This window comes from Pseudomonas sp. MUP55, from assembly GCF_034043515.1.
Taxonomy (GTDB): Bacteria; Pseudomonadota; Gammaproteobacteria; order Pseudomonadales; family Pseudomonadaceae; genus Aquipseudomonas.
Genome location: NZ_CP138214.1, coordinates 2,322,341 through 2,338,208, shown reverse-complemented (window position 1 = coordinate 2,338,208; position 15,868 = coordinate 2,322,341). Strand labels below are relative to the sequence as shown.

Genomic DNA, 15,868 nt, shown 5'->3' with positions numbered 1-15,868 from the left:
GAAAAAACGCAGGGCGCCATTGTTCACAAATCCACTGGCCAGGCCAATACATCGCCCAACCTTTCTATTGGCTGAACCGATTGCAGATAGCCTCAGCCCTGTCCGAAATCCTGAAACATTTAGAATAAACTTCGCCGGCTCTCTCTTTTAGCAAGGACATCTATCTTGACTAACGTCTGCTCCGCCGGCCTGGATGTGGGTTTTGCCTCCCTGGATTACCTGCAGATTTTTATCCTGGGCGTGATCCAGGGCATCACCGAGCTGCTGCCGGTCTCATCCACCGCCCACATGCGCGTGGTCCCTGCCCTGCTCGGCTGGCAGGATCCCGGCTCGGCATTTTCCGCGGCGATGCAATTGGCGGCGCTGGCGGCGGTGGTGAGCTACTTCTGGCGCGACGTGCACCAAGTGACCACCGGCAGCATCAGTGCCGTGCGCCGGGGTGACTACAACGACCGCTGGTTCAAGCTGGCGGTGGCGATCGTGCTGGCGACTATTCCGATCTGCATTGCCGGCCTGGCACTGTCTTCGACCTTGAATACCTGCAACTCGCCCCTGCGTGGCTTGATGGTGATCGGTATCGCCTGCGTGGTGATGGCGGTGTTACTGGCAGCGGCCGAACTGCGCGCCCGCCACACCCGCGAGGTCAGCCAGATGCGCTTGCGTGATGCGCTGATCGTGGGCATCGCGCAGATTGGCGCGTTGATTCCAGGAGTCTCGCGTTCGGGCTCGACCCTGACCGCCGCGCTGTTCCTCAACTTCAAGCGCGAAGAAGCGGCGCGGTTTTCATTTCTGCTGGGCCTGCCCGCCATCGCCCTTGCCGGCTTGAAAGAGCTGTGGGTGCTGCTGCACGCCGACATGCCCGCCCATGCCTGGCCACACTTGATCTTCGGCCTGGTGGTGGCGAGCATCTCGGCGTTCTTCGCGATCTGGGGCCTGATGAAGTTTCTGGAGCGCTTCTCCACCTGGCCGTTCGTGATCTACCGCGCGGTATTGGGGGTGTTTTTGATTGTGGCGGTCAGCACCGGGTTGCTGTCCTGATGGCTTACGCACTGCTCCCATAGGCTGCGAACCAGGCGCTTGATTGTCAGCGCCTGCGCCCAGCGGTCACTGAGTTCTCGGCCATCCGCGTCGGTGATCGCATAAGGCGGCGGGCCGAGTTCGCAGGTGAAGGGCAGGCTTTGCGGGGTGTCGGGACGGGCCAGCCAGTCCTCGATGCCGTAGCGCCACCAACCGATAAAACGCTCAACCCAGGCTTGATGCTGCGCGAAATCCAGCGACACCTGCACCTGCTCGCTGCTCGCCACACGGCCATGAAACCCCCAGCTATGGCGCAGGATGGTGCGTATCTGTTCATCATCTTCATCGGCGCCGGGCTCGGGTAGTTCGCGTCCGACCACGTAATGGGACAGGTCCGCCAGCAGTTTCAGGTCGGGCATCTGGGCCAGCAGGTCGAGGGTAAACAGCAGGTCACTGGTCAGGCGATAACGGTGGGTTTCCAGCAGGATCGGGAACTCCACCTGCTCGGCCAGGCGTTGCCAGCCTTCGACCAAGCGGGCCGCCTCGGCCTGGCTACGCGGGCGCACGTCGGCTTGCAGGGTGAGGTGATGGCAGCCGTGGCGGCTGATCACATCCAGTGCCCGCGCCACGTCATCCACCGACTGCGGAAACAGCTGGCCTTCGATCTGCAAGCCACGCTCGGCGGTGGCCGCATGCAGGCGAGCGACCTCGGCGGCCTTCCAGTAGTGATCGGTGACGCCATCGAAACCGGCGGCGACGATGCGATCCAGTTGCGCTTCGAGCGGACCCGGTTCGGTTTGCATGGCCCACAGGGATTGGAATACCAGTAATTGGCGCATGTCAGCCTCGCAGCCAGTGTTTAAGGGAGACCGCCGGATCCGCCAAGTCAGCCGTCGACAACGCAACGCGTGCGAGTATCAGCCGTTCGCACAGCTTAATGTCCCTGGCCACGCTGTTGCCCGGCGCCCAACCGCAGGCGCCTTGCAAATAGCCGTCGGCATCGAGGTAGAACAGCAGCACGCCGCCCTGGGGCAAGGCGCGGCTGACGCTACTCGGCGTCATCACACCCACCGTCTGCAAGCCCCAGTCATACTGATCGGACCAGAAACCCGGTACGGCTTCGAAAGGCAACGCGCGACCCAGCAGGTTCAACGCCGCGTGCCGCCCCTGGGCCTCGGCGTTGCGCCAGGTTTCCTGACGCTGATAGACGCCGCCGAGCCGGAACTCGCAGACGTCCCCCGCCGCGTAGATGTTCGCCGCGCTGGTGCGCAAGTACGCGTCAACGCGAATGCCCTGCCCGACGTCCAGCCCGGCCGCCGCCGCCAGTTCAACGTTCGGCTGCATGCCGATGCCGACCACCACCAGGTCACAGGGCAGCGTCTGCCCATCCACCAGTTGCACGGCGTCGGCATGGATGCATTCCACCGCGACGTTCAAGCGCACGTCCACGCCCTGCTCGCGGTGCACCTTCAGCAATGCTTCGCTGATGATCGGCGGCAATACCCTGCCCGCCAGGCGCGGCCCGGCTTCCAGCACCGTTACCGCGCAGCCCAGGCCACGGGCGGTCGCCGCCACTTCCAGGCCGATGAACCCACCGCCGACCACCACCAGCCGGGTGCCGGGGCGCAACGTTGCGCGCAGGGCCAATGCTTCGTCGTGAGTGCGCAGGTACAGCACGTTGGCCTGAGCCTGCGGCAAACGCCGCGCCCGACCGCCTGTGGCCAGTAACACACCGGCATAGTCCAGCCAGCGGCCATCGGCCAGTTGCAGTTGATGTTGCTGCGGCACCAGCCGGCTGACCGCATTGCCGGCGATATGCTCGATGCTCAGCTCGGCCAGCCGCGTGCTGTCGCACAGGCTGCACCCAGCCAGGTCCAGGCTGCCTTGCAACAGGGCCTTGGACAGCGGCGGTCGTTCGTAGGGGACGTGTGGTTCGTCGCCGATCAGGATCAGTCGACCGTCGTAACCCTCTTCGCGCAGGGTCAACGCCGCGCGGCCACCGGCATGGCCGGCGCCGACGATAATCAGGGGCGCGCTCATCATCAAGCCGTGACAGCGAGCAGCACTCGCCCCGCTTCGACCCGTACCGGGTAGGTTTTCAGGTTGACGCAGACCGGCGCGCCCAGGGCCTTGCCGGAGCGGTAATCGAAGCGCCCGTTGTGCTTGGGGCATTCGATGACGTGGTCCATGACCAGGCCGTCGGCCAAGTGGATTTTCTCGTGGGTGCACAGGCCGGCGGTGGCGAAAAACTCATTGTCGGCGGAGCGGAACACCGCATAGGTGTGGGCGCCGTGGTCGAAGCGCAGCACGTCTTCTTCGTCTATTTCGCCCACGGCGCAGACGTCGATCCATTGATCGTTCATGACTTTTCTCCAGGTGAATAACGTCCCTTGTGGCGAGCGAGCTTGCTCGCGCTGGGCTGCGCAGCGGCCCCAGGGTCGCGATCGGGTTTTACTGAAAGACTGCGTCAGGTTTATTGGGGCTGCCGCGCAGCTCAGCGCGAGCAGGCTCGCTCGCCACTGTGGGGACCGGGCGCTGGACGAAATAGGTCGGGTCGCTGCGCTGTTTCCACAGGGTTGGCAGGATTTCCTTGTAGGCCTCGAACAGGTTGGCGTACGGCGGCGGGCAATCGCCGCGGATTTCTTCGTGCAGCTGTTCGAGCGCGTGGTACGGCACCATCGGGTACATGTGGTGTTCGAGGTGGTAGTTCATGTCCATGTAGATAAAGCGCAGCACGCGGTTCATGTAAATGGTGCGGCAGTTGCTGCGGTGGTCGAGTACATCTTCGGCCAGGCCCACGTGCTGGGTAAGGCCGAACAGGTAGCCCAGCCAGGCGCCATACACGCTCGGCAGCCCCACCAGCATCAGCGGCAACCAGCTGTGCAGGTACAACGCGGTGCCGATGACCAGCGCATAGATGCCCACCCAGATACGCGCGGCACGAAACACCTTGGGCCATTCGGATTCGGGGATGAAGTCCTGCTCCTGTGCGCTCATCCGGCCGATGGCATGGCGGGCCACGCCACTGAAGGTCTTCCAGGCCAGGGGCAGGTTGAACAGGCTCAGGAACATCATCCAGAAGCTTGGCGGGCGCGGTTCGACGATCTCCGGGTCGCGGCCGACGACGATGGTGTCAGTGTGATGCCGGGCATGGCTCCAGCGCCATACATGGGGTTCGAACAGGCACATGAAACACGCCACCGGGTACAGCGCGTCATTCATCCAGCGCGTCTTGAACGCCGTGCCATGGCCGGTTTCGTGCCAGCGCGGGTTGGAGGCGGTGCCGTAGAGCACGCCATAGGCCAGGAAGAACGGCACGCAGGCCCAGGAACCCCAGAACCAGTAGCCGCCGAAGCCGGTGACAAACAAGGCCGTGAACCAGATCGCGGTGTCCAGCAGGGCCGGGCCGTCACGGCGCTGCATCAGTTCCTTCATGCGTTTGCGCGAGATCGGCGATTGGTACCAGCGGGCCGAGACCAGGCCTTTTTCGGCGGCGCGGGCGGCTTCGGGGCCGGTCAGGCTGTAATCGCGCCGGGCGCGGTGAGCGGTGTGTTCGGGCATTGTTATTGTTCTCCGCAAGCGTGGGGTTTCAGGGGCTTTGCGAAACCAACGATAGAGTGCGGCTAAATCAGCCTCAAGGCCTTGAATCCATTCCCTATCAAGCTATCATCCAGGCCCAGCGGGGCTTGATAGTTTTCTATCAAGACGCTCAAGGGGCTTGCCATGAACACCAGTAAACGCCCGACCATCGCCACCGTCGCCGCCCAGGCGGGCCTCAGCGTGGCCACCGTCGACCGCGTATTGAACGCCCGCGCGCCGGTCAACCCGGACACCGCCGAACAAGTGTTCCAGGCCGCCGAGGCGGTCGGTTATTTCGCCGCGCGGCTGATCGGCCAGCGCATCCGCGAACGGCGTCCGACCTACCGTTTCGGCATTCTCCTGCTGGGCACCGCCCAGGCGTTCTACGCCAACCTGGCCCAGTCGATCAGCACGGCGGCGCAGCATCACGCCAGCGCCAACCTGAGCTGCCAGTTCGAGTACATCGTCGACCGCACACCCAGCGCCATCGTCGCGCAGATCGAGCAACTGGCCGTGCAGTGCGACGCCCTGGCGGTGGTCAGCTTCGCCCATCCGCTGATCAATGCCTGCCTGGCGCACATCCGCCAGGCCGGGGTGCCGGTGGTGGCGCTGCTCTCGGATATTCACGAACAGGCCGCCGAACCTTATGTGGGCCAGGATAACCAGGTCGTCGGCCGCACCATGGGTTGGCTGTTGGCGCGCACCTGCGGCGCGCGCAAAGGCAGCGTGGGCATTCTGCTGGGCGGGCATCGCTTTCTCGGCCACCAGGCGCGGGTCGAAGGTTTGCACAGCTACCTGGCCGAACACGCGCCGGGGCTCAAGCCGTTGGAACCGCTGATCAACCTGGACAACTGCGACATCACCGAAGAAGCCACCCTCGACCTGCTCAGCCGCCACACCGACCTGCGCGGGCTCTGTGTGGTGGGCGGTGGCGGTGACGGCGTGATCAACGCCCTGGCGCAACTGCCCAAGCGCCCGGCGTTGTGCGCCATTTTGCAGGAGTCCACCGACCTGTCGCGCCAGGCGTTGAGCCAGGGATTGATCGACGTGGTGATGGATTCCCAGCCGCGCCAGACGGCCGTGGCCCTGATCGAGCTGCTGGTGCAGTTGCAGACTGACGAGACCTTCGAACCTGCGCGACACCGGGTGCATATCCCGCCGCAGATCGTGACTTCGGAAAATATGGGCACCTGAGGGGATCGAATGTGGGAGTTGACGAGCCCGAGCGAGGCTACGAAGGCGGCGGCTTTGCCGGCATTTGTGTTGCCTGAACCACCGCCATCGCAGCCTCGCTAAAGCTCGACAGCTCCCACAGGGGATTGTTTGGGTTGGTTGGATTTGGGTTTACAAGCCGTGCACCGCACTCACGGCCAACGCAGATCAAATGTGGGAGTTGTCGAGCCCCGGCGAGGCTACGAAGGCGGCGGTACTGCTGGCATTTGTGTCGCCTGACCCACCGCCATCGCAGCCTCGCTGAAGCTCGACAGCTCCCACAGGGGATTGTCGGTGTTGCTTGAATTTGGGCTCGAAAGCCGGGCACCGCAATCACAGCCAACGCTGATCAAATGTGGGAGTTGTCGAGCCCGAGCGAGGCTACGAAGGCGGCGGCACTGCTGGCGGTGTGTTGCCTGACCCACCGCCATCGCAGCCTCGCTAAAGCTCGACAGCTCCCACAGGGGATTGTCGGTGTTGCTTGGATTTGGGTTCACAAGCCAAGCACCGCACTCACAGCCAACACAGACCGAATGTGGGAGTTGTCGAGCCCCGGCGAGGCTACGAAGGCGGCGGTAAGGCTGGCATTTGTGTCGCCTGACCCACCGCCATCGCAGCCTCGCTAAAGCTCGACAGCTCCCACAGGGAATTGTTTGGGTTGGTTGGATTTGGGTTCGCAAGCCGGGCACCGCACTCACAGCCAACGCAGATCAAATGTGGGAGTTGTCGAGCCCGAGCGAGGCTACGAAGGCGGCGGCATTGCTGGCACTTGTGTTGCCTGACCCGCCGCCATCGCAGCCTCGCTAAAGCTCGACAGCTCCCACAGGGGATTGTCGGTGTTGCTTGAATTTGGGCTCGAAAGCCGGGCACCGCAATCACAGCCAACGCAGATCAAATGTGGGAGTTGTCGAGCCCTAGCGAGGCTACGAAGGCCGCGGCACTGCTGGCATTTGTGTTGCCTGACACACCGCCATCGCAGCCTCGCTGAAGCTCGACAGCTCCCACAGGGGATTGTTTGGGTTGGTTGGATTTGGGTTCACAAGCCAGGCACCGCACTCACAGCCAACACAGACCGAATGTGGGAGTTGTCGAGCCCGAGCGAGGCTACGAAGGCGGCGGTACTGCTGGCATTTGTGTCGCCTGACCCACCGCCATCGCAGCCTCGCTAAAGCTCGACAGCTCCCACAGGGGATTGTTTGGGTTAGTTGGATTTGGGTTCACAAGCCGGGCACCGCACTCACAGCCAACGCAGATCAAATGTGGGAGTTGTCGAGCCCGAGCGAGGCTACGAAGGCGGCGGCACTGCTGGCACTTGTGTTGCCTGACCCACCGCCATCGCAGCCTCGCTAAAGCTCGACAGCTCCCACAGGGGATTGTCGGTGTTGCTTGGATTTGGGCTCGAAAGCCGGGCACCGCACTCACAGCCAACGCAGATCAAATGTGGGAGTTGTCGAGCCCGAGCGAGGCTACGAAGGCGGCGGTACTGCTGGCATTTATGTTGCCTGACCCACCGCCATCGCAGCCTCGCTGAAGCTCGACTGCTCCCACAGGGGACGGTCGGTGTTCTCCGGATTTGGGTTGGTTGGCCTTTCAGGAACTGCGGAAGTCGGCGGCGTTCAGGCCAAACCGGCTCATCTTGTTGTACAACCCGCCCCGCGAGACTTTCAGCTGCTGCGCGGCCAGGCGGATATTGCCGCCGGTCACCGTCAGGGCCGTGACGATGGCGTGCATTTCATGGCTGCTCAGCTCCTGCGTCGGTTGTGGGGCACTTGGGCCGGCCGTGGCGCGCGGCCTGGCGTCCAGCGGCAAATCCCCCGGCTGGATCCACTCGCCCATCGCCAGGTTGGTCGCGCGCTCGATAGCGTTTTCCAGCTCACGCACATTGCCCGGCCAGCCATGCGCCGAGAGCAACGCCAACGCATCCGGCGCGAAACCCTGCAGCGGTTTACGCAACGAGCGCGCGCAGCGCTGCAGGAAATAGCGCGCCAGCAAGGGGATATCGTCGCGCCGCATGCGCAAGGGCGGCACCGTGATGTTCAGCACATTGAGGCGGTAGTAAAGGTCCTCGCGAAACGCCCCCTCGGCCACCGCCTGGCTGAGATTACGGTGGGTCGCCGCGATGATGCGCACATTCACCGGCCGCGAGTGCTTGGCGCCGACGCGGGTCACTTCGCCTTCCTGCAACACACGCAGCAGGCTGACCTGAGCATCGAAGGCCATGTCGCCGATTTCATCGAGAAAAATCGTGCCGCCATCGGCCAGTTCAAACTTGCCCGCCGAGCCGCCCCGCGCCGAGCCGGTGAAGGCGCCTTCGATATGCCCGAACAGTTCGCTTTGCACCAGGTCCCGCGGAATCGCGCCGCAGTTCACCGCCACGAAGGGGCCATTGCAACGTTCGCTGCCGTTATGAATCGCCTGGGCAAATAACTCCTTGCCGGTGCCGCTTTCGCCGAGGATCAGCGTGGTGGAGTCACTCCGACTGGCGATGCGCCCCAGGTGCAGTGCATCCTGCATCGCGCGCGACGTGCCCTGGATGGTTTCAAAGGTGTAGCGGGCCTGGGTGCCGACAATACGCCGGGTGATTTCGCGGATGCGGCGGTTTTCGCGCACCGACACAATCACCCCGCCCTGCTCCAGCGGGCACACCGAGACCAGGCAGGCGAGCTGGCTGCGGTCGGGCAGTCGAAAGGTGCAATCGAGGTCGCGCACACTCTCGCCACCCTGCAACATCGCCTCGCTCAGCTCACTGCGACCAAGGCGCTGCAAGGGACTGCCGAGCACATCAAGCCCCACATTGAACAGTTGCCGTGCGTAGCGATTGATCGCCTTGATGCAGCCGCGCTCATCCAGCACCACCAAGCCTTCGTTCAGCACTTCGAGTACGGTTTGCTGCTCTTGCAGCAACGCCTGCAACGCCATCTGCCGGGACACGGCTTCCGCCGCCGCCTGGACGGTGCCCAGGGTATGGAAGTGAAACCAGCCGGGCTCGGCCGTGAGCGTCAGCATCGCCAGGGTCTGGCCCTGGGCGTTCTTGATCGGCGCGGCGGCGCAATGCATGCGGCGTTGACGCAGGCCGACGGCGAAGTTTTCTTCGGCCAGCACATACACCAGATGGTCCTGAGCCAGCGCCAGGCCGGTGCAGTTGGTGCCTTGGACCGATTCAAGCAGGCGGCTGCCCACCGGCGTGATGTCCAGCCCGCAGAAATACAAGGTCGTGCCGTCGGCATCGGTGAGGTTGATATGCCCGCGCGGGTTGTACGCCAGCAACCCATGCATGACTTGCGCGGCAGCGGCGATCAGCACCCGGTGGTTGGCCAGCGTGGCCGTCAGTGCGTCGGCGGCGACAAAGCGGTAAGCGCTGTCCGCCGGATCGATGCCGGCCGCGACACTGCGTCGCCAGGAATCCCAGATCATCTGACGAACCTGCGGCGGGCGCCGGACCTGCCCACCCAGGCAGGCCTGCCACGCCTGTTCCAACGCTGCGACGGGGCCATCATTGAGCGCGGCCGGGCCCAGCGCGGTCAGGTAATCGAGGTCTTGCGCACTGATCGCCGGGCTCATAAGCGGTATCCATGTTCATGTTTTCGACATGTCAGCATAGACATGTCATTTAAATAGACACTGTTTATTTATGTCGCCGTTAAATATCTTTAAATATCAGTGAGTTAATTATTGGCACAGCCCTTGCTCTCGTCCCCTTATCCATCAGGACCGTCCTGAGGCCAACAATAAGAAGGGGTCATACATGAGCACTAAAAATATCCGCCTGGGCTTGATCGGTGCCGGTCGCATGGGCAGCTTCCACGGCCTGACCGCCGCCCGCCACATTCCAGGCGCTTGCCTTGCCGCGATAGCCGACCCCACCCCAGGGCAAGCCGCCCGCCTCGCGGCAGAACTGGGTGTGGACAAGGTCTATACCGACCCCCAGCAACTGCTCGACGACCCGGAAATCGACGGCGTACTCATCGCCGCCCCTGCCCGCAGCCATGCCGAGCTGGTGATCAGCGCCGCCCGTGCCGGCAAGGGCATCTTTTGCGAGAAACCCATGGCCATTACCCTGGATGAAGCCGACCGCGCCATCGCCGCCGCCGCCGATGCCCGCGTGCCCTTGCAGGTCGGTTTCAACCGGCGTTTCGCCAAGAGCTTTCGCACCGCTCACCTCGACGTCGTCGCAGGTCGCATCGGCACCCCGCAACTGCTGCGCTCGCTCACCCGCGACCCGGCGCTGAACAACCCCGGCGCCTCACCGCAGTGGGTGATTTTCCTGGAAACCCTGATCCACGACTTCGACACCCTGCGCTACCTCAACCCCGGTGCCGAAGCGGTGCAGGTGCAGGTCATGGCCGACGCCCTGATCGCCCCGGATTACAAAAGCAAAGGCTTTCTCGACACCGCCGTGGTCACTATCCGCTTCGATAACGGTGCGATTGCCACCGCCGAGGCCAACTTCCAGGCGGTGTATGGCTACGACGTGCGCGGTGAAGTGTTCGGCAGCGCCGGCATGCTGACCATGGGCGGCGTGCAGGCATCCGACCTGGTGCGCTACCAGGCCCAAGGCATCCAGGCAGACACCCAGCGCCTGGACACCGACCTGCTGCGCGACGCCTACATCGCCGAGCTCAACCACTTTGTCGACTGCCTGCGCAGCGGCGCCAAGCCCCTGGCCAGCGGCGAAGATGCACGGGCCGCCCTGGCGATTGCCCGCGCGTGCATCCAGGCCTGCGAGCAAGGCACGGCGGTGAACCTGTGATCCCGTTCAAGCTGGCGATCAGTGCCGAGATGGTGTTCCTCGACCTGCCGTTCGTCGAACGGGTCAAACGCATTCATGCACTGGGCTTCAGCGCGGAAATCTGGAACTGGACAGACAAGGACATCAGCGCCCTGGCTGCAACCGGCGCGGACTTCACCTCTATGACCGGCTACATCAGCGGCACGCTCACCGACCCCGAAGGCATCCGCCAACTGCTACACAGCGCACAGGAATCACTGGGCGTCGCCGCGCGTCTGAACTGCCCCAGCCTCAACCTGCACGGCACCGGCCTGGGCGACGGCGGCCTGCCGGTGCAACCCGTCAGCCGCACCACCGGGCGCATGTGGCTGAGCGCCTGCAAGACGCTGGAAAAAATTGCGCGCCTGGGCGAAGACGCCGGCCGCGTGTTCCTGCTGGAAAACCTCAACACTGAAGTCGACCACCCCGGCACGCCCTTCGCCCGTGCCGACGAAACCCTGGCGCTGATCGAAGCGGTGGGCAGCCCGCACGTGAAGATGAACCTGGACCTTTACCACGCGCAGATTGGCGAAGGAAACCTGATCGAACTGATCCAGCGCGCCGGCAGCGCCATCGGTGAAATCCAGGTGGCGGACGTGCCCGGGCGCCAGGAGCCCGGCACCGGCGAAATCCATTACCCGGCAATCGCCCGGGCGTTGCATGCCATCGGCTACAGCGGCGTGGTCGGCCTGGAAGGCTGGGCCAGCGGCGACAGCGAAGCGGCCCTGGAGCGTTTCCGCCAGGCATTCACCCTATAACAACAAGAGGAATACCCCATGCATCGCTACTCATTGATGGTTGCCACCCTGTTGCTGCTGTTCAGCCAATGGACCTTCGCCGCGTACCGCATCGGCGTGAGCATCGCGCGGGTCGACGATAACTTCATGACCTACGTGCGCACCGGCCTTGAAGCGGCCGCCAAGCAACAGGACGTGCAGATCCAGTTCGAAGACGCCCAGGGCGACGTGGTGCGCCAGCTCAACCAGGTCGAAGGGTTTCTCAACCAGAACGTCGACGCGGTCATCGTGCTGCCGGTGGACACCGCCGCCACCGCCAACATGACGCGCGCCGCCGTGGCTGCCAACAAGCCATTGGTGTACGTCAACCGCCATCCCGATCAACCCACGCTGCCCAAGGGGGTGGTGACCGTGGCGTCCAACGATATCGAAGCCGGGCAATTGCAGATGCGCTACCTCGCGGAAAAACTCGGCGGCAAGGGCAACGTGGCGATCATCATGGGTGACCTGGCGCAGAACGCCACCCATGACCGCACTGAAGGCGCCAAGCAGGTGCTCACGGAGTTTCCCGGGATCAGGATCGTCGAGCAGCAAAGTGCCGAATGGCAACGCAGCAAGGCCATGGACCTGACCAGCAACTGGCTGCTGGCGGGCACGCAGTTCGATGCGATTGTGGCCAACAACGATGAAATGGCGATTGGTGCGGCCATGGCCCTGCAGCAAGCCGGCAAGAGCAAAGGCGAAGTGGCGATTGTCGGCATCGATGGCCTGCCCGACGGCTTGGCGGCGATCCGGCGCGGCGCCCTCACCGCATCGGTGTTCCAGGACCCGAAAGCCCAGGCGACTCAAGCGCTACAGGCAGCGGTGCGGATGATCAAGGGCGAGCCGATCGAAGCGCAGGTGTGGGTGCCCTTCGAGCTGATCAAGCCTGAGCAGGTGGCGGTGTTCGAGCAACGCTACAAATAAATCGAAGCCAAGAAGATCCAAATGTGGGAGGGGGCTCGCCCCCGATGGCAGTGGGTCAGTCAACAACTACAGTGACTGACACTCCGCCATCGGGGGCAAGCCCCCTCCCACATTTCAATCCAGCTCGCCCGCACTATGGCGCTCGGCCAACTGATCGTCACCCGAAACGCGATTCACCCGCCGCCCACGCTGCACCGCCGGCCGCGCATCGATAGCTCGTTCCCACGCTCCCGCGTGGGAATGCAGCCCGTGACGCTCTGCGTCGCACGGCAGGACGCGGAGCGTCCCAGGGGGCGCTCCCACGCAGAGCGTGGGAGCGATCAACTGCACGGGCAAGCCCCCTCCCATATTTCAATCCAGCTCGCCCGCACTATGGCGCTCGGCCAACTGATCGTCACCCGAAACGCGATTCACCCGCCGCCCACGCTGCACCGCCGGCCGCGCATCGATGGCTCGTTCCCACGCTCCCGCGTGGGAATGCAGCCCGTGACGCTCTGCGTCACACGGCGGGACGCGGAGCGTCCCAGGGGGCGCTCCCACGCAGAGCGTGGGAGCGATCAACTGCACGGGCAAGCCCCCTCCCACATTTCAATCCAGATCGCTGGCGCTGTGGCGTTCGGGCAACTGATCGTCGCCCGAAACGCGATTCACCCGCCGCCCACGCTGCACCGCCGGCCGCGCATCGATGGCATCGGCCCAGCGCATGACGTTCGGGTATTCATGCACCGACAGAAACTCCGCCGCGCCATACAACCGCCCTTTCACCAACCCGCCGTACCACGGCCAGATGGCGATATCGGCAATGGTGTAGTCATCACCGGCAATGTATTCGCTGACCGCCAGGCGCTTGTCCAGCACATCCAGCTGGCGCTTGGTTTCCATGGCAAAGCGATTGATCGGATATTCCATCTTGCTCGGCGCATACGCGTAGAAATGCCCAAAACCGCCACCCAGGTAAGGCGCGCTGCCCATCTGCCAGAACAGCCAGGACAGGCATTCGGCACGGGCGGCAGGTTCGGTGGGCAAAAACGCACCGAATTTCTCGGCCAGGTACTGCAGGATTGCGCCCGACTCGAACACGCGAATCGGCGCCGTACCGCTGTGGTCCATCAACGCCGGAATCTTGGAGTTTGGGTTCACCGCCACGAAGCCGCTGCCGAACTGGTCGCCGTCGCCGATCTTGATCAGCCAGGCATCGTATTCGGCCCCCGAGTGCCCGAGCGCCAGCAGTTCTTCAAGCAGGATCGTGACCTTCTGCCCATTGGGCGTGGCCAGGGAATACAGCTGCAAGGGGTGTTTGCCGACCGGCAGCGCCTTGTCGTGGGTAGCGCCGGCGATGGGCCGGTTGATGCTGGCGAAGGTGCCGCCGCTTTCGGCGTCCCAGGTCCAGACCTTGGGTGGGACATAGCTGGATGAATCGGACATGCTCACTGCTCCTGAGGTGCTGGGGATCAACGCATTCGTGGCCCATCTTACCGACTGGCTCGAATTCAGATAGCCCCGGCACCGCATAAACCGCGCAGTAGAGGTGTTACACCCAACCGCCGTCGACGATGAAGTTCTGCGCCGAGCACATCGCCGATGCATCCGAAGCCAGGAACAGCGCCATGTTGGCGATATGCTCGGGCATCACGCTGCCCGGCAGGCACTGGCTGCGGGCGATCAGTTCACGGGCGGCGTCGTCCACCCACATCGCCAGCTGTTTTTCCGTCATCACCCAGCCTGGCACCAGGGTATTGACGCGAATATGGTGCGGCCCCAGCTCCCGTGCCAGGCCGCGGGTCATGCCGTGGGCGGCGGCCTTGCTGGCGGCGTACACCGGGTAGCCGGCGGAGGCCATCATCCAGCCGACGGAGCCCAGGTTGATGATCGAGCCGCCACCGGCCTGTTTCATCATCGGCACCACCGCCTTGGCGGCAAAGAACGCGTGCTTGAGGTTGACTGCAATCAGCCGATCGAACATTTCCGAGTCGATTTCATCCAAGGTATGGCGCACATCGTTGGCGGCGTTGTTCACCAGCACCGTGATGGGGCCGAGGGAATGCTCGAAGCGGCCGATGGCGGCGCGGTAGCCGATTTCATCGGTGATATCGCAGCATTCGAACTCAACGGTGTGCCCCTTGGAGTTCAACAGTGCGGCCAGGCGTTCGCCCTGACTTTGCGCGCGGTCCACGAAGGCCACCTTGGCGCCCTGGGCGGCGAACGCCCGCACCATGAACTCACCGATTCCGGAAGCCCCGCCGGAGATCAATACGGTCTTGCCCTTGAGGTCGGGATACAGGGCTTGCTCAGTACTCATAACGTGATGCCTCGATCAATTAGTCTTATTTTATTTTACGAAATCGGCGTTAAAGGCTATAAATTCGCTGTCTCAGTGACGAAATATCGCACATTAGTAGAACTATTCAATCCAAAAACAACAAAAGGAAGTTCGACCATGAAGCACCCTCGATACCTGCTGTCCGGCCTGGCGCTGTCCATGTTGATCGCCAGTGGCGGCGCCCACGCCGCAGGCCTGACCAGCGAGCAGAAACCTTTCGGCAAAACCAATGACGGCACCGCCGTCGAACAGTACGTGTTGCGCAACAGCCATGGCATGCAAGCCACGGTGATCACTTACGGCGGTGTGTTGCAGTCGCTGAAGGTGCCGGACAAGCACGGCAAGGTCGACGACGTGGTGCTGGGCTTTGACGATGTGCAAGGCTATCAAGCGGGTACCGCGTTCTTTGGCGCGACCATCGGCCGCTTCGGCAATCGCCTGGCCGGCGGCGCCTTCGAACTCGACGGCAAACGCTACCAGGTACCGCTCAACGACGGCCCCAACTCGCTGCACGGCGGCGCCCAGGGCTTCGACAAGCAGGTGTGGCAGGCCAAGCCGGTCAAGGACAAGGACTCGGTCGGGGTCACCCTCACCTACCTGTCCAAGGACGGTGAGATGGGTTTCCCCGGCAACCTGAAAACCGAGGTCACTTACCGCCTCAACGACAAGAACGAACTGCACATCGACTACACCGCCACCACCGACAAGCCGACGGTGCTCAACCTCACCAACCACAGCTACTTCAACCTGGCCGGCGCGGGTAACGGCGACATTCTCAAGCAGGTCGCCACCTTGCATGCCAGCCACTACACACCGGTAAACGCCACCCTGATCCCCACCGGCGAACTGGCGCCGGTCAAGGGCACGCCGATGGACTTCCTCAAGCCTACCGCCATCGGTCAGCACATCAAGGCCGACCATCCGCAACTCAAGTTTGCCGAGCCGAAACAGGGCGGGTTCGACTTCAACTGGGCGCTGGACACCAAGGGCGATGTGAAACAGCTCGCAGCCGACGTGCATGACCCCGAGTCGGGCCGCCGTTTGCAGCTCTACACCAGCGAACCGGGCGTGCAGTTCTACACCAGTAACTTCCTGGACGGTTCGGTGAAGGGCAAGGGCGGCAAGACCTATCAGCACTGGAGTGGGTTCACCTTGGAGACCCAGCATTTTCCGGATGCGCCTAACCAGCCCACCTTTGCCTCAACCCGCCTGAATCCCGGGCAGACCTACACCCAGAACACCGTCTTCAAGTTCTCCGCTAACTGACAC

At 63.4% G+C, this 15,868-nt stretch carries 13 protein-coding genes and 2 pseudogenes; 6 read left to right on the top strand and 9 right to left on the bottom strand.

The annotated features are described in order from the left end of the window. The first annotated feature begins 165 nt into the window (after positions 1-165). On the top strand, positions 166-1,038 hold the full coding sequence (locus SC318_RS10660; protein WP_320430747.1) for an undecaprenyl-diphosphate phosphatase: 873 nt from the start codon (positions 166-168) through the stop codon (positions 1,036-1,038). Here the strand turns inward: SC318_RS10660 and SC318_RS10655 are convergent. The 4 genes from SC318_RS10655 to SC318_RS10640 form a co-directional block, all read right to left on the bottom strand. Next, the gene (locus tag SC318_RS10655) at positions 978-1,856 is read right to left on the bottom strand and encodes a sugar phosphate isomerase/epimerase family protein (RefSeq protein ID WP_320430746.1); all 879 of its coding nucleotides are present in this window, start codon (positions 1,854-1,856) and stop codon (positions 978-980) included. The two genes, SC318_RS10660 and SC318_RS10655, sit on opposite strands and share 61 nt — an antisense overlap. 1 nt (position 1,857) lies before the next feature. After that, positions 1,858-3,057, bottom strand: a complete 1,200-nt coding sequence (locus SC318_RS10650) for an NAD(P)/FAD-dependent oxidoreductase (RefSeq protein WP_320430745.1) — start codon at positions 3,055-3,057, stop codon at positions 1,858-1,860. Between the two features lie 2 nt (positions 3,058-3,059). Continuing rightward, positions 3,060-3,380, bottom strand: a complete 321-nt coding sequence (locus SC318_RS10645) for a MocE family 2Fe-2S type ferredoxin (RefSeq protein WP_053128781.1) — start codon at positions 3,378-3,380, stop codon at positions 3,060-3,062. Between the two features lie 88 nt (positions 3,381-3,468). Continuing rightward, a complete protein-coding gene (locus SC318_RS10640; RefSeq protein ID WP_320430744.1) occupies positions 3,469-4,578 on the bottom strand; it encodes a fatty acid desaturase family protein in 1,110 nt (369 codons plus the stop codon). Between the two features lie 162 nt (positions 4,579-4,740). Here SC318_RS10640 and SC318_RS10635 point away from each other — a divergent pair, with 162 nt between their 5' ends. After that, on the top strand, positions 4,741-5,790 hold the full coding sequence (locus tag SC318_RS10635) for a LacI family DNA-binding transcriptional regulator (RefSeq protein WP_320430743.1): 1,050 nt from the start codon (positions 4,741-4,743) through the stop codon (positions 5,788-5,790). A 1,608-nt stretch (positions 5,791-7,398) separates the two neighbouring features. On the opposite strand, the gene SC318_RS10630 is transcribed toward SC318_RS10635, so the two are convergent. Continuing rightward, entirely contained in the window at positions 7,399-9,369 is a 1,971-nt protein-coding gene (locus SC318_RS10630; RefSeq protein WP_320430742.1) for a sigma-54 interaction domain-containing protein, read from the bottom strand. A gap of 184 nt (positions 9,370-9,553) precedes the next feature. Between SC318_RS10630 and SC318_RS10625 the strand changes: the two genes are divergently transcribed. The 3 genes from SC318_RS10625 to SC318_RS10615 are packed head-to-tail and all read left to right on the top strand — an operon-like array spanning position 9,554 to position 12,279. Then, a complete protein-coding gene (locus SC318_RS10625; RefSeq protein ID WP_320430741.1) occupies positions 9,554-10,558 on the top strand; it encodes a Gfo/Idh/MocA family oxidoreductase in 1,005 nt (334 codons plus the stop codon). A gap of 29 nt (positions 10,559-10,587) precedes the next feature. Continuing rightward, positions 10,588-11,334 (top strand): TIM barrel protein, encoded by a 747-nt coding sequence (locus tag SC318_RS10620; protein WP_320431213.1) that lies wholly within the window; start codon positions 10,588-10,590, stop codon positions 11,332-11,334. A gap of 18 nt (positions 11,335-11,352) precedes the next feature. After that, a complete protein-coding gene (locus SC318_RS10615) occupies positions 11,353-12,279 on the top strand; it encodes a sugar ABC transporter substrate-binding protein (RefSeq protein WP_320430740.1) in 927 nt (308 codons plus the stop codon). A gap of 114 nt (positions 12,280-12,393) precedes the next feature. Here the strand turns inward: SC318_RS10615 and SC318_RS10610 are convergent. The 4 genes and pseudogenes from SC318_RS10610 to SC318_RS10595 form a co-directional block, all read right to left on the bottom strand. Next, a pseudogene (locus SC318_RS10610) lies at positions 12,394-12,504 on the bottom strand (glutathione-dependent disulfide-bond oxidoreductase); the annotation flags it as partial. Positions 12,505-12,630: 126 nt separating this feature from the next. Continuing rightward, a pseudogene (locus tag SC318_RS10605) lies at positions 12,631-12,741 on the bottom strand (glutathione-dependent disulfide-bond oxidoreductase); the annotation flags it as partial. 126 nt (positions 12,742-12,867) lie between these two features. Then, complete coding sequence (gene yghU / locus SC318_RS10600) at positions 12,868-13,704, bottom strand: glutathione-dependent disulfide-bond oxidoreductase (protein WP_320430739.1); 837 nt, start codon at positions 13,702-13,704, stop codon at positions 12,868-12,870. Positions 13,705-13,810: 106 nt separating this feature from the next. Beyond that, a complete protein-coding gene (locus SC318_RS10595) occupies positions 13,811-14,578 on the bottom strand; it encodes an SDR family NAD(P)-dependent oxidoreductase (protein ID WP_320430738.1) in 768 nt (255 codons plus the stop codon). A 138-nt stretch (positions 14,579-14,716) separates the two neighbouring features. Here SC318_RS10595 and SC318_RS10590 point away from each other — a divergent pair, with 138 nt between their 5' ends. Continuing rightward, positions 14,717-15,865 (top strand): aldose epimerase family protein, encoded by a 1,149-nt coding sequence (locus tag SC318_RS10590; protein ID WP_320430737.1) that lies wholly within the window; start codon positions 14,717-14,719, stop codon positions 15,863-15,865. Positions 15,866-15,868: the final 3 nt, after the last annotated feature.